This is a genomic window from Actinacidiphila alni (assembly GCF_900112845.1).
GTDB lineage: Bacteria > Actinomycetota > Actinomycetes > Streptomycetales > Streptomycetaceae > Actinacidiphila > Actinacidiphila alni.
Genome location: NZ_FONG01000012.1, coordinates 25258 through 38921, shown reverse-complemented (window position 1 = coordinate 38921; position 13664 = coordinate 25258). Strand labels below are relative to the sequence as shown.

13 protein-coding genes and 1 pseudogene are annotated in these 13664 nt (G+C 71.6%); 10 read left to right on the top strand and 4 right to left on the bottom strand.

The annotated features are described in order from the left end of the window. The first annotated feature begins 3 nt into the window (after window positions 1-3). The 5 genes from atpA (at window position 4) to BM076_RS20490 (ending at window position 5111) form a co-directional block, all read left to right on the top strand. Window positions 4-1575, top strand: coding sequence for a F0F1 ATP synthase subunit alpha (atpA, locus tag BM076_RS20510; RefSeq protein ID WP_093715102.1), 1572 nt, complete (start codon window positions 4-6; stop codon window positions 1573-1575). Between the two features lie 4 nt (window positions 1576-1579). After that, entirely contained in the window at window positions 1580-2506 is a 927-nt protein-coding gene (locus BM076_RS20505; protein WP_093715101.1) for a F0F1 ATP synthase subunit gamma, read from the top strand. A gap of 5 nt (window positions 2507-2511) precedes the next feature. Further along, window positions 2512-3963: a F0F1 ATP synthase subunit beta gene (gene atpD / locus BM076_RS20500; protein WP_093715100.1), complete on the top strand. Its 1452-nt coding sequence runs from the start codon at window positions 2512-2514 to the stop codon at window positions 3961-3963. A 125-nt stretch (window positions 3964-4088) separates the two neighbouring features. Continuing rightward, a complete protein-coding gene (locus BM076_RS20495) occupies window positions 4089-4484 on the top strand; it encodes a F0F1 ATP synthase subunit epsilon (RefSeq protein ID WP_177246524.1) in 396 nt (131 codons plus the stop codon). 180 nt (window positions 4485-4664) lie between these two features. After that, entirely contained in the window at window positions 4665-5111 is a 447-nt protein-coding gene (locus tag BM076_RS20490) for a DUF2550 domain-containing protein (RefSeq protein WP_093715244.1), read from the top strand. A gap of 6 nt (window positions 5112-5117) precedes the next feature. On the opposite strand, the pseudogene BM076_RS20485 reads toward BM076_RS20490, so the two are convergent. Then, window positions 5118-5447 (bottom strand): annotated as a pseudogene (locus BM076_RS20485) (response regulator transcription factor); the annotation flags it as partial. Window positions 5448-5604: 157 nt separating this feature from the next. Then, complete coding sequence (locus BM076_RS20480; RefSeq protein ID WP_093715098.1) at window positions 5605-6177, bottom strand: cob(I)yrinic acid a,c-diamide adenosyltransferase; 573 nt, start codon at window positions 6175-6177, stop codon at window positions 5605-5607. Window positions 6178-6347: 170 nt separating this feature from the next. Here BM076_RS20480 and BM076_RS20475 point away from each other — a divergent pair, with 170 nt between their 5' ends. The 4 genes from BM076_RS20475 (at window position 6348) to BM076_RS20460 (ending at window position 11099) form a co-directional block, all read left to right on the top strand. After that, entirely contained in the window at window positions 6348-7196 is an 849-nt protein-coding gene (locus BM076_RS20475) for a 3-hydroxyacyl-CoA dehydrogenase family protein (RefSeq protein ID WP_093715242.1), read from the top strand. A 161-nt stretch (window positions 7197-7357) separates the two neighbouring features. Continuing rightward, a complete protein-coding gene (locus tag BM076_RS20470) occupies window positions 7358-7657 on the top strand; it encodes an STAS domain-containing protein (protein ID WP_093715097.1) in 300 nt (99 codons plus the stop codon). 185 nt (window positions 7658-7842) lie between these two features. Continuing rightward, the gene (locus tag BM076_RS20465) at window positions 7843-10623 is read left to right on the top strand and encodes an ATP-binding protein (protein WP_093715096.1); all 2781 of its coding nucleotides are present in this window, start codon (window positions 7843-7845) and stop codon (window positions 10621-10623) included. A 41-nt stretch (window positions 10624-10664) separates the two neighbouring features. After that, window positions 10665-11099, top strand: coding sequence for a VOC family protein (locus tag BM076_RS20460; protein WP_093715095.1), 435 nt, complete (start codon window positions 10665-10667; stop codon window positions 11097-11099). 37 nt (window positions 11100-11136) lie between these two features. Here BM076_RS20460 and nucS read toward each other — a convergent pair whose 3' ends face one another. Continuing rightward, window positions 11137-11799, bottom strand: a complete 663-nt coding sequence (nucS, locus tag BM076_RS20455) for an endonuclease NucS (RefSeq protein ID WP_177246523.1) — start codon at window positions 11797-11799, stop codon at window positions 11137-11139. Between the two features lie 249 nt (window positions 11800-12048). Between nucS and BM076_RS20450 the strand changes: the two genes are divergently transcribed. Then, the gene (locus BM076_RS20450) at window positions 12049-12456 is read left to right on the top strand and encodes an SCO5389 family protein (protein WP_093715093.1); all 408 of its coding nucleotides are present in this window, start codon (window positions 12049-12051) and stop codon (window positions 12454-12456) included. Between the two features lie 75 nt (window positions 12457-12531). Here the strand turns inward: BM076_RS20450 and BM076_RS20445 are convergent, their stop codons facing one another. Continuing rightward, entirely contained in the window at window positions 12532-13581 is a 1050-nt protein-coding gene (locus BM076_RS20445; protein WP_093715092.1) for an LLM class flavin-dependent oxidoreductase, read from the bottom strand. Window positions 13582-13664: the final 83 nt, after the last annotated feature.

Here is a 13664-nt window from a genome sequence, read left to right as displayed (position 1 = left end):
CAGATGGCGGAGCTCACGATCCGGCCGGAGGAGATCCGGGACGCGCTGGAGACCTTTGTCCAGTCGTACAAGCCGGACGCCGCCTCGCGCGAGGAGGTCGGCACGGTCAGCGTTGCCGGAGACGGCATCGCGAAGGTCGAGGGTCTGCCCTCGGCCATGGCGAACGAGCTGCTGAAGTTCGAGGACGGCACCCTCGGTCTCGCCCTCAACCTGGAAGAGCGCGAGATCGGCGCGATCGTCCTCGGCGAGTTCAACGGAATCGAGGAGGGCCAGCCGGTGCAGCGCACCGGCGAGGTGCTCTCCGTCCCCGTCGGCGAGGGCTACCTGGGCCGGGTCGTGGACCCGCTCGGCGCCCCGATCGACGGCCTCGGCGAGATCGAGACCGACAGCCGCCGCGCCCTTGAACTGCAGGCCCCCACGGTCATGCAGCGCAAGTCGGTGCACGAGCCGATGCAGACCGGCCTCAAGGCCGTCGACTCGATGACCCCGATCGGCCGCGGCCAGCGCCAGCTCATCATCGGCGACCGGCAGACCGGCAAGACCGCCCTGGCGATCGACACGATCATCAACCAGCGCGACAACTGGCGTTCCGGCGACCCGAAGAAGCAGGTCCGCTGCATCTACGTCGCCATCGGCCAGAAGGGCTCCACCATCGCGGGCGTGCGCGCCTCGCTGGAGGAGGCCGGCGCCCTGGAGTACACGACGATCGTGGCCGCCCCGGCGTCCGACCCGGCCGGCTTCAAGTACCTCGCCCCGTACACCGGCTCGGCGATCGGCCAGCACTGGATGTACCAGGGCAAGCACGTACTGATCGTCTTCGACGACCTGAGCAAGCAGGCCGACGCCTACCGCGCGGTCTCCCTGCTGCTGCGCCGTCCGCCGGGCCGCGAGGCCTACCCGGGCGACGTCTTCTACCTGCACTCCCGCCTGCTGGAGCGCTGCGCCAAGCTCTCCGACGACCTGGGCGCCGGCTCGATGACCGGCCTGCCGATCGTCGAGACCAAGGCCAACGACGTGTCGGCGTTCATCCCGACCAACGTCATCTCGATCACCGACGGCCAGTGCTTCCTGGAGTCGGACCTGTTCAACGCCGGTCAGCGCCCCGCGCTGAACGTCGGTATCTCGGTCTCCCGGGTCGGCGGCTCCGCGCAGATCAAGGCCATGAAGGGCGTGGCCGGCCGGCTGCGCGTGGACCTGGCCCAGTTCCGCGAGCTGGAGGCGTTCGCCGCCTTCGGTTCCGACCTGGACGCGGCCTCCAAGGCCCAGCTCGAGCGCGGCCAGCGGATGGTCGAGCTGCTCAAGCAGGGCCAGTACGCGCCGTACGCGATCGAGGACCAGGTCGTCTCCATCTGGGCCGGCACCACCGGCAAGCTGGACGACGTACCCGTCGAGGACGTCCGCCGCTTCGAGCGCGAACTGCTGGACTACCTGCACCGCGAGCACAAGTCGCTGCTCACCGCGATCGTCGAGACCGGTAAGCTGCCGGACGAGACCGTCGAGGTGCTCACCGACGCGGTGGCCGCCTTCAAGAAGCAGTTCGAGACGTCCTCGGGCGCGCTGCTGGTCGAGGGCTGATCGCATGGGCGCACAGATTCGGGTTTACAAGCGCCGGATCAAGTCCGTCACCGCCACGAAGAAGATCACCAAGGCGATGGAGATGATCGCCGCCTCCCGCATCGTCAAGGCGCAGCGGCAGGTGGCGGCCTCCTCCCCGTACGCCGAGGAACTGACCCGTGCGGTGACGGCGGTGGCGACCGGCTCCAACACCAAGCACCCGCTGACCACCGAGGCCGAGAACCCCACGCGCGCCGCGGTCCTGCTCGTCACGAGCGACCGCGGTCTCGCGGGCGGCTACTCGTCCAACGCGATCAAGGCGGCCGACCGGCTCACCGAGCGGCTGCGCGCGGAGGGCAAGGACGTCGACTCGTACCTCATCGGCCGCAAGGCCGTGGCGTACTACGGCTTCCGCGAGCGGCAGGTCACGGACTCCTGGACCGGCTTCTCCGACAGCCCGAGCTACGCGGACGCCAAGGCGGTCGCGGCCCCGCTGATCGAGGCGGTGCTCAAGGAGACCGCCGAGGGCGGAGTCGACGAACTGCACATCGTCTTCACGGAGTTCGTGTCGATGATGACGCAGACGCCGGTGGACCGCAGGCTGCTGCCGCTCTCGCTCGACGAGGAGGCCGCGTCCGGCCTCGAACAGCGGATCACCAAGGGCGAGATCCTCCCGCTGTACGAGTTCGAGCCGTCCGCGGAAGGCGTGCTGGACGCGCTGCTGCCGCGGTACGTCGAGAGCCGGATCTACAACGCGCTGCTCCAGGCCGCTGCTTCCGAGCACGCCGCCCGCCGCCGTGCGATGAAGTCCGCGACCGACAACGCGGAAGACCTCATCAAGTCGCTCACGCGGCTTGCGAACGCGGCCCGACAGGCCGACATCACCCAGGAAATCAGCGAGATCGTCGGTGGCGCGAGCGCCCTCGCCGACGCGAGCGCGGGGAGTGACTGACCACTATGACTGCCACTGTTGGCACTGTTGAAACCGCTACGGCCACCGGCCGCGTGGCGCGGGTCATCGGCCCGGTCGTCGACGTGGAGTTCCCCGTCGACGCCATGCCGGAGATCTACAACGCGCTGCACGTCGACGTCGTCGACACGGACTCCGAGTCCGGCACCAAGACGCTGACCCTGGAAGTCGCCCAGCACCTGGGCGACGGCCTGGTCCGCGCGATCTCCATGCAGCCCACCGACGGCCTGGTCCGCCAGGCCCCGGTGACCGACACCGGCGACGGCATCACCGTGCCGGTCGGCGACGTCACCAAGGGCCGGGTGTTCAACACCCTGGGCCAGATCCTGAACGAGCCGGAGGCCGAGTCCGAGGTCACCGACCGCTGGGCGATCCACCGCAAGGCGCCGAAGTTCGACGACCTCGAGTCCAAGACCGAGATGTTCGAGACCGGCCTGAAGGTCGTCGACCTGCTGACCCCGTACGTCAAGGGCGGCAAGATCGGTCTGTTCGGCGGTGCCGGCGTCGGCAAGACCGTGCTCATCCAGGAAATGATCATGCGTGTGGCCAAGCTGCACGAGGGCGTCTCCGTGTTCGCCGGTGTCGGCGAGCGCACCCGTGAGGGCAACGACCTGATCGCGGAGATGGAGGAGTCCGGCGTTCTCGACAAGACCGCGCTGGTCTTCGGCCAGATGGACGAGCCCCCGGGCACCCGGCTGCGCGTCGCGCTGGCCGGTCTGACCATGGCGGAGTACTTCCGCGATGTGCAGAAGCAGGACGTGCTGTTCTTCATCGACAACATCTTCCGCTTCACGCAGGCCGGTTCCGAGGTCTCCACGCTGCTCGGCCGCATGCCGTCCGCGGTGGGCTACCAGCCGAACCTGGCCGACGAGATGGGCCAGCTCCAGGAGCGGATCACCTCGACCCGCGGTCACTCGATCACCTCGATGCAGGCGATCTACGTCCCTGCGGACGACCTGACCGACCCGGCGCCGGCCACCACCTTCGCCCACCTCGACGCGACGACCGTGCTCTCGCGGCCGATCTCGGAGAAGGGCATCTACCCCGCGGTGGACCCGCTGGACTCCACGTCCCGCATCCTGGACCCGCGCTACATCTCGCAGGACCACTACGACTGCGCCTCGCGCGTCAAGGGCATCCTGCAGAAGTACAAGGACCTCCAGGACATCATCTCCATCCTCGGCATCGACGAGCTGGGCGAGGAGGACAAGCTCACCGTCTTCCGCGCCCGCCGCATCGAGCGCTTCCTGTCGCAGAACACCCACGCGGCGAAGCAGTTCACCGGTGTCGACGGCTCGGACGTGTCGCTGGACGAGTCGATCTCCGCGTTCAACGCCATCGCCGACGGTGAGTACGACCACTTCCCGGAGCAGGCGTTCTTCATGTGCGGTGGCCTGGACGACCTCAAGGCCAACGCCGCCAAGCTCGGCGTCAACTGACGCGCAGGGCTCGCGCGCCGCTGCGCGCGTGAGAGGGGGCGGGCGGTCCCGAGGCGAAGCCCCGGGGCACCCGCCCCCTCTCACACCCCTTATTCTGTGTCTTACGCATCCACCGAGAACGGCGGATGCCAACCCGAGGAGCCGTCTTGGCCGATCTTCACGTCGAGCTGGTCGCCGCGGACCGCAGTGTCTGGTCCGGCGAGGCCACCATGGTCATCGCCCGTACCACGTCGGGTGACATCGGCATCATGCCGGGACACGAGCCGCTCCTCGGTGTGCTCCAGTCCGGCCCGGTGACGATCCGCGTCAGCGACGGCGGCACCGTGGTGGCCGCCGTGCACGGCGGGTTCATCTCCTTCTCCGACGACAAGCTCTCGATTCTCGCGGAGATCGCGGAGCTGGCCGACGAGATCGATGTGGCGCGCGCCGAGCGCGCCCTGGAGCGGTCCAAGTCCGAGGCCGACGCGGGCGCCGAGCGCCGCGCCGAGGTCCGGCTCGCGGCCGCGACGGGAGCCCGCTGACCGACCCGCAACACCGGGGTCGGCACTCGCTGAACAACCGCACCACCACAACCGTATACACAGAAGTACCAGGCGTGACGAACGACCACGGTGCCGCGGACTGCCCTCTCGGGCGGTCCGCGGCTCCGGTGGTACAGCAAGGGCCGACACGGACAACCCCAGGCGAGGAGGACGGTGGACGTGATCCTCGCATTCGAGGTGGGCGGCGCGGTGATCGCGGCCGGCCTGCTGGGGCTCTTCGTCTTCGGCCTGCGCCGACGGCTGATCCAGCGGCCGGGCGGCACCTTCGACTGCAGCCTGCGGCTCGCCCCGCCGGAGGGCGCCGATCCCGGCGGCAAGGGCTGGGTGTACGGGGTCTCGCGCTACAGCGGCGACCGGGTCGAGTGGTTCCGGGTCTTCTCGTACGCGCCGCGCCCGCGCCGGGTGCTGCTGCGCCCGGCGATCGAGGTGCTGGGGCGGCGCGACCCGCAGGGCTCGGAGGAGCTGGCGCTGCTCTCGGACGCGGTCGTGCTGACCTGTGTGCACCGCGGTGACCGTCTCGAGCTGGCGATGAGCGACGACGCGCTCACCGGCTTCCTCGCGTGGCTGGAGGCGGCCCCGCCCGGCCAGCGGGTCAACGTGGCGTAGCGCCTTTCACTCCGTCCCCCGGCTCAGTCCGAGGTCCTGGGCCAGCATCGCGGCCTGGACGCGGCTGCGCAGCTCCAGCTTGGCCAGGATGCGGCTCACATGCGTCTTGGTGGTCGCCTCCGCCATTGACAGGGCCGCGGCGATCTCCGCGTTGGACAGGCCGCCGCCGAGCGCGGCCAGCACCTCGCGCTCGCGCGGGGTCAGCGCGGCCACCGCCGCCAGGTCGGCGTCGCTGCGGGGCGCGGCCTTCGCGGCGAAGGCACTGATCAGGCGGCGGGTCACGGCGGGCGCGATCATGCCGTCGCCGCGCGCCACCAGGCGGACGCCCTCCAGCAGTGGCAACTCCGCCTCGCCGCCGTCACCGCCGTCAACGCGGCCGTCGCCGCCGGCTACACCCTCTGGCCCAAACGCCCGCCGGTCGCGGTCGAGGGGCAGCGGGCGCGGCACGAGCGCCACGGGCAGCAGGGTCGTCAGGGGTGAGCCCCGGAGGGCGTCAGCGGTTCTCGCCCGGGGTCCACAGGACGTCGCCGCGGGACTTGTTGGCGGTGCGGGCGAGGATGAAGAGGAGGTCGGAGAGGCGGTTGAGGTAGGTGGCGGTGAGGGGGTTCATCGTGTCGCCGTGCTCCTGGAGGGCGGCCCAGGTGGAGCGTTCGGCGCGGCGGACGATGGTGCACGCCTGGTGCAGGAGGGCGGCGCCCGGGGTGCCGCCGGGGAGGATGAAGCTGCGCAGCTTGTCGAGGTCGGCGAGGAAGCGGTCGCATTCGCCTTCGAGGCGGTCGACGTAGCTCTGCTCGACGCGCAGCGGCGGGTACTCGGGGTCGGGCACGACGGGGGTGGCGAGGTCGGCGCCGACGTCGAACAGGTCGTTCTGCACACGGATCAGGACGGCGGCGACCTCGTCCGGCAGCGCGCCGAGCGCGAGCGCGACACCGAGCGCGGCGTTCGCCTCGTTGGCGTCGGCGTAGGCGGCGATCCGGGAGTCCGTCTTGTGCGTACGGCTCATGTCGCCGAGCGCGGTGGTGCCGTCGTCGCCGGTACGGGTGTAGATGCGGGTGAGGTTGACCATGCCGTCGAGCGTAGAGCGTGCCGGGCCCGCGGTCGCGCGGCGTGCGCGGACCCGGCGGTGCGACCAAGGACACACGGTGACTCGGCTTACTTCCTGCTGCGCCGGGTGGTGAACGGGCGTTAAGGTCCGGCCAGATCGGCATTCGGCCCCAATGGAGAGGTGTGTGCGTCGTGGCGAAGAAGCTCGCCGTCGTCGGAGCGGGACTGATGGGCTCCGGTATCGCGCAGGTGTCGGCCCAGGCCGGCTACGAGGTGGTGCTGCGGGACGTGACCGACGCGGCGCTCAAGCGCGGGACGGACGGAATCCGGGCGTCCTACGAGAAGTTCGTCGCCAAGGGCAAGCTCGCGGCCGAGGACGCCGAGGCCGCGCTGGCCCGGATCACCACCACCACGGACCTGGACGCCGCCGCCGACGCCGACATCGTCGTCGAGGCCGTCTTCGAGCAGATCGACGTCAAGCAGGAGATCTTCCGCGCCCTCGACACGATCGTCGGCGACGACACGGTCCTGGCGTCCAACACCTCCGCCATCCCGATCACCAAGATCGCCGCGGCCACCGCGCACCCCGAACGCGTCGTCGGCGCCCACTTCTTCTCGCCGGTCCCGATGATGCAGCTGTGCGAACTCGTCCGCGGCTACAAGACCAGCGACGACACCCTGGCCCGCGCCCGCGCCTTCGCCGAGGAGATCGGCAAGACCTGCGTCGTCGTCAACCGCGACGTGGCGGGCTTCGTCACCACCCGGCTGATCTCCGCGCTGGTCGTCGAGGCCGTCAAGCTGTACGAGTCGGGCGTCGCGTCCGCCGAGGACATCGACACCGCCTGCAAACTCGGCTTCGGCCACGCGATGGGCCCGCTGGCCACCGCCGACCTCACCGGCGTCGACATCCTGCTGCACGCCGCGGGCAACATCTACACCGAGTCGCAGGACGAGAAGTTCGCGCCGCCGGAGATCATGCGCCGAATGGTCGACGCGGGCGACCTCGGCCGCAAGAGCGGCAACGGCTTTTACACGTACTGATCTTCTACGCGTACCAACCGACGTCACTCTCAGGAGTGAATTCGGTATCGGTTCGCTCACGGACGGCAACTTCTTGATGCGACGGACCGTCAGTTGTGTGAAGACATACGGATGATCCGTGCCGTCCGTGCGGCCGATTCGACCGAGCCCGGGGAGCGACTATGCACATCAGGGGCGACCACGCCGAGCTGGTCGTCGGGGGCTGCCTCGACGTCCGCAGCGCGGCGGACGCCCGTACGGCCCTGCACAGCGCCGTGGACTCCGGCCGCGGGGACCTGGTGCTCGATCTGACGGAGCTGGACTCGTGGGACGCCACCGGCCTCGGCGTCATCATGGGCGTCCACCGCCGTGCGGGCCGCGCCAACCGCCGGCTCGTACTGCGGGGCGTACCGCCGCGGATGCAGCGCGTACTCGTCGCCACCCGGCTGCACCGAATCCTCGCGATCGAGGCCGAAAGGTGATGTAGGCGGCACAGTGGCCCCGGCACTTCATGAAATCTGTGGCAGCCTCTAGAGTTTGCCGCAGATTGCCAGTAAGGCGTGCCACCCCGTACGCCGGAATAGGGGAACGGGCCGGGTCCGCCAGCGGACACCAAGGGCGGCCCGTACAGGCCCCCGTACGTGACGCAGCCTGGGGGCATGAGCAGATGGACCACCTGACCGGCGAGCCGGCCGACGAGCGCCCGATACCGGCGTCCGACGGCCTCCCGCAGCACGAGCAGCACAAGCAGCTCCAGCCGCACCAGTCGCTCCAGCCGCAGCGGCAGACGGGCCGCGACCCGTTCGCCGCCGACGGCTTCGCGCCCCCCGAGCCGGGACCGGCCGAGACCACCCTCGCGCTGTCCCGCGGCCCGCGCGCCGCCCGCGACCCGCTGGCCGCCGACCTCGGCGCCCCCAGCGGCGGCAACGCGCGGGTGCTGCGCGTCACCACCTCCGACTTCCTGCTGACCGTCAACCCCGTCGACGGCACCGAGGTCACCCTCTGCCCGCCCGCCGACCGCCCGGTGCCGCGGCGCCGCACCCGCGAGGAGCGCGCCGCGCACCTGGCCGCGGGCCGCCCCTCGCCGCCGCCCGGACCGCCCGCCCCCGAACTGCCGCTGCTGGAGCGCGACGAGGAGCGCGAGCGGCTGATCCGGCTGCTCGCCAGGGGCCGCTCCGTACGCGTCACCGGACCCTCCGGCGCGGGCCGCACCGCGCTGCTGGAGTCCGTCGCCAACGCCTGCGCCGACCTCGCCCCGGACGGCGTGCTGTGGCTGTCCGGCTACCGGCGCACCCCCGCCGACGTCCTCCAGGAACTCTTCGCCACCGTCTACACCGCCGACGGCCACCGCCCCGACCGCGCGGAACTGCCCGGGCTGCTGCGCGAGACCGGCGCCGTCGTCGTGGTCGACGACCTGGAATTCGGCGGTGCCGCCCTGGAGGAACTGCTCTCGGCCGCGCCCGAGTGCGCCTTCCTGATGTCCGCGACGCCCGACATCACGGCGCCGTCCGCCGACTCGATGATCGAAGAGGTCTTCCTGTCGGGGCTGACCCGGGTCGCCTGCGTGGACCTGCTGCAATTCGTCACCGGCCGCCCGCTGGGCGAGGACGAGACGGCGTGGGCGGCGGACCTGTGGTTCGAGTCCGAGGGGCTGCCGCTGCGCTTCGTGCAGGCCGGCGCCCTGCTGCGGCAGCGGGACGCGCTGCGCCAGCCGCCCGAGCCCGACTGGGACGACTCGGTGTGGGAGAACGGCTCACCGGCCGCCCAGGGCCCGGACACGCCCCCGATACCGGACCTCACGGGCTTCGAGATACTCGAGGGTCCCGACGCGCCGCCCGGACCCGGCGCCGAGGACCCCGCCGACGCCCTGCCGCACGGTCTGGACACCGGTGAGACCCCGGCCATCGCGATACCGCCGGTCGCGCCCGTACCCGGAACACCCGCCGCGTACGCCGGTCCGCCCGTCGAGGTCCCGCTGCCCTCGCTCGCCGAGAGCGCCGCCCCCGCCGAACTGCTCGCCTCCCGGCTGAGCGAATCCGCCCGCGAGGCCCTCGCCTTCGCCGTGGCCCTGGACGGCGAGTGCCCGCACCCTTCGCACCTGCCCGCCCTCGTCGGTGACACCCACGGGGACGCGGCGCTCGGCGAACTCACCGCCGTCGGCCTGGCCGTCCCCGTCGCCGCGCACTTCCGGCTCGCCGCCGGTGTCGTCCAGCAGATCGCCCCGCGCTTCACCGCCGACGGCGAGCTGAGCGAGGTGCAGGCGCACACCGCCGCCCTGCACTACGCCTGGTGGACCGGGCACCCCTCGGTCGCGCCCGAGCGGGCCGCCGCCGAGTCCGAGGCGATCCTCGCCGCGATGTCCGCCTGCCGCGACAACGGCAACCCCAGCGCGGCCGTGCTGCTGGCCCGTACGGTCGCGCCCGCCTTCGCCGCGGCCCTGCACTGGGGCGCCTGGGAGCGGGCGCTGCGGATCGGCCAGGAGGCCGCGCGGCTGTCCGGCGAGGTCGCCGAAGAGGCGTACTTCCACCACGAGTTGGGCGTCCTGTCGCTGTGCACCGGGCACACCGACCGGGCCCGCGCCGAGCTGGAGGCGTCCATCGCGCTGCGCGGCGCCCTCGCCGACCGGCAGGGCACCGTCGTCGGCCGCCGCACCCTCGCGCTCGTCAACGACCGTGACGGCGGCGGCACTTCGCACCTTCCGGCCGCCCTGCTCGAACTCCCGCCGGGCGGCGGCATGAGCAGTACGACGCCGCTCGCGCCCGTCCCGAGCACGTCGCCGCTCACCGTGATCAGCAAGGGGGGCGGCGGGGCGGCGCCGCGCCACGACGACGAGGAGCCCGGCCCGCGCCGGCTCGCGATCGTCGGCACCCGCCGCAATCTGATGGCGGTCGCCACCGGCGTCGTCCTCGCGGGCGTCCTCGGCACGATCGTCACCCTGGGCGCCACCTCGGGCAAGGGCGACAACTCCACGCCCAACCAGGTCCAGCCGATCGAGTCCGCCCAGCAGGACGATCCCGCGACGGACACTCCGTCCGACGCGACGGAGACGGACGGCCCTACGGCTCCGTCCCCGTCCGCCACGTCGACGTCCCCGACGCCGTCGACCCCGGGCACGACCGTCGGTACGACGACGGCTCCGGGCTACGGCGCGACCACGGCCCCGGGCGGCGACACGACGTCGGCTCCGGGGACGACGCCGACGCCGCCGCGTAATACGCACACGTCGAAGCCGCCGACGAAGCCGACGGGCAAGCCGACTACGACGCCGCCGACCGAGCCCACCACGACACCGCCCACGGATCCGACCACGTCGCCTCCGACGGACCCGACCACGCCGCCGACGACGTCACCCGCCGCCGGCGAAGCCCCCGCCCCCTCCTCCCTGAACCCCTCCGACACCACCGCCGTGCACCCGTCCAGCACGTTCGCCCCGCCCACCACCGGCTGACGTCCGTACGGGCTGTCGTACCCGTACGGCAAGGTGGCCGTATGACCGAGATTCAGATCACGTTCGACTGTGCCGACCCCGGCGCCCAGGCGGAGTTCTGGGCGCGGGCGCTGGGCTATCGGCTCCAGGAGCCGCCGCCGGGGTTCGCCTCGTGGGACGAGGCGCTGGAGGCGATGGGGGTGCCGGAGGAGCGGCGGAACGACGCCTCGGCGGTGACCGATCCGACGGGGGAGGGGCCGCGGCTGTTCTTCCAGCGGGTGCCGGAGGGGAAGACGGCCAAGAACCGGGTGCACATGGATGTGCGGGCCGCGCCCGGGCTGGCGGGCGAGGAGCGGATGGCGGCGCTTGAGGCGAAGGCGGCGGCGCTGGTCGCGCTCGGCGCGCGCCGGGTGGAGCGGTTCGAGCCCGCACCGCCGCTGGCCGGCGGCCACATCGTCATGACCGACCCCGAGGGCAACGAATTCTGCCTGGACTAGGGGTCCGGCGGAGCGGCGGCCGGCCGTGTGCCGGGCGTCAGAACAGCCGGAGCTTGTCGTCCTGGATGCCGCGCATGCCGTCGTAGTCCAGGACGACACAGCCGATACCGCGGTCGGTGGCGAGCACCCGTGCCTGCGGCTTGATCTCCTGCGCGGCGAACACCCCGCGCACCGGGGCGAGATGGGGGTCGCGGTTGAGGAGTTCGAGGTAGCGGGTGAGCTGCTCGACACCGTCGATGTCGCCGCGCCGCTTCAGCTCGACCGCGACCGTCGCGCCGGCCGCGTCCCGGCACAGGATGTCCACCGGGCCGATGGCGGTGGGGTATTCGCGGCGGATCAGCGTGTAGCCCTCGCCGAGCACCTCGATCCGGTCGGCCAGCAGCTCCTGGAGGTGCGCCTCCACGCCGTCCTTGATCAGCCCGGGATCGACGCCGAGTTCGTGTGAGGAGTCGTGCAGGATCTCCTCGATGGTGATGATGAGCTGCTCGCCCGCCTTGTTGGTGACCGTCCAGACGTCGTTGTCGCCCTCCTTGAGGGTGCAGGGCGGCGACATCCAGTTGAGCGGCTTGTAGGCGCGGTCGTCGGCGTGCACCGAGACGCTCCCGTCCGCCTTGACGAGCAGCAGCCGGGTGGCGGAGGGCAGATGGGCGGAGAGCCGGCCCGCGTAGTCGACGGAGCAGCGGGCGATCACGAGACGCATGGTGCGCAACGCTACTCGACGCCCCGCCCCGTACGCGATTCGGGCGGTGGGATTCGCCCCTGTGCGCCCCGTGCGTACGACTCCGGACGACTGCGGAAACTTGGCCGGTTAAGGGCGCTACCTCCTGGTGCGGTCGGACCAACGACCCTACGGTTGACGCGGAGGCCGACGTGCGGGAGACGCTGGTCCGGCCTTCGCAACCCCGTCCGTCTGACTCCGTGTGACCACGGGGTCACGAGAGGAGTACCCATGTCGCTCGACGTCTCACCGGCCCTCCTCGAACAGGCCGAGCGAGGCGAGGTCGACGAAGCGGAATTCGTCGACTGCGTCCGGACGTCCCTCCCGTACGCGTGGGAGATGATCAGCTCGCTGGTGGCACAGCTCAAGGTCGACGGCGGCCCGTTCGCCGACAACCAGGTGCCGCCGCCGAGCGAGCAGGAACGCGGCCAGCTGCTCCGCGCACTGGCCAGTGATGCGATACGAGGCGCTCTGCAGCGGCACTTCGGGGTGCGGCTCGCCTTCCAGAACTGCCACCGGGTGGCGGTCTTCCCGTTGGGCGCGACGGAGTCGGACCCCGGCATCGCCGCTACCTACGGCAAATTCACCTCGATCCGGTCCCAGATCCTCAACCAGTCACCGGAGTTGCGGGACTGCTGAGGCCCGCGCCGACCTACCGTTCACCTGGCATCCGCACAATGTGACCTGCTCCCGCGACCGGCCGCGCACGCGTAATCAGGCCAGTTCCGGGAGCACGTCGGCGCCCAGCCGCGCCACGTTCTCCAGCGTCGCGGTGAGATCGCCCGAGCCCTCCACGAGCAGGGCGAACCGGGTGATACCGGTCCGCTCGGCGGTCGCCGCGAGCCGGTCGGCGCAGAGCCGGGGCGGGCCCACCGGGTGCAGATCGCAGAGCATCTCCGTGTAGTCGTGCGGATCGCGCATCGCCCGCGCGCTGCCGTCCACCGTGCGGTGAGCGCCAAGACCGCGCGCCAGCCAGCCCGGCATCGACTTGAGCAGCGTCTCCACCGCGTCCGCCCGGGTGTCCGCGACCTGCGCGACCCCGGCCGAGACATGACCGGCCGCCGCCACTTCTTCCGGCGGCCGCCCGGCGGCGAGCGCCGTCTCCCGCCACATCGCCACCATCGCGGCCTTGTCCTCGTCCCCGCAGTGCATGCCCAGCAGCATCGGCAGCCCGCGCTCGGCGGCCAGCCTGACCGTACCGGGGGAGGTGCAGGCGACCACGACCGGCGGCCCCGAGCCCGCGGCCGGGTCCGTCGCGGTCGCGCCGTACTGTTCGTCCGCGCGCGGTACGACCGGCACCTCGCGGAAGGCGTAGCGCGGCCCGTCCGCGCCGACCGCCGGCTCCCGCAGCCAGCGCAGCAGCAGGTCGAGCGACTCGGGGAAACCGGCCTCGAAGGCGGCCATCCCGGTACCGAAGACCTCCAGGTCCACCCAGGGCCCGCCGCGGCCGACGCCGAGCGTGAAACGGCCGCCGGACGCCAGGTGCAGCAGCGCCGCCTGCTCGCCGAGCGCCACCGGATGCGCGGTCGGCAGCACGCTCACCGCGGTGCCGACGCCGATCCGCTCGGTGCGGCCGAGCAACAGCCCGGCCAGGGTGACGGCCGACGGGCACACGCCGTAGGGAACGAAATGGTGCTCGGCCAGCCATACGGTGTCGAGCCCCGCGGCCTCCGCCGCCTCGGCCGAGGTAATCGCCCGGTGCAGCGCTTCTCCCTGGCCCTGCCCCGGGAACTGCGCCGCGATCACGAATGTCCCAACTCGCATTGCTCATCCCTCCTGCCTGACCAACGCTTGGCACGTGCCAAAGGCACGGCTTTCTGAGGTGTTTTCATGATTTTCGGGCAGTC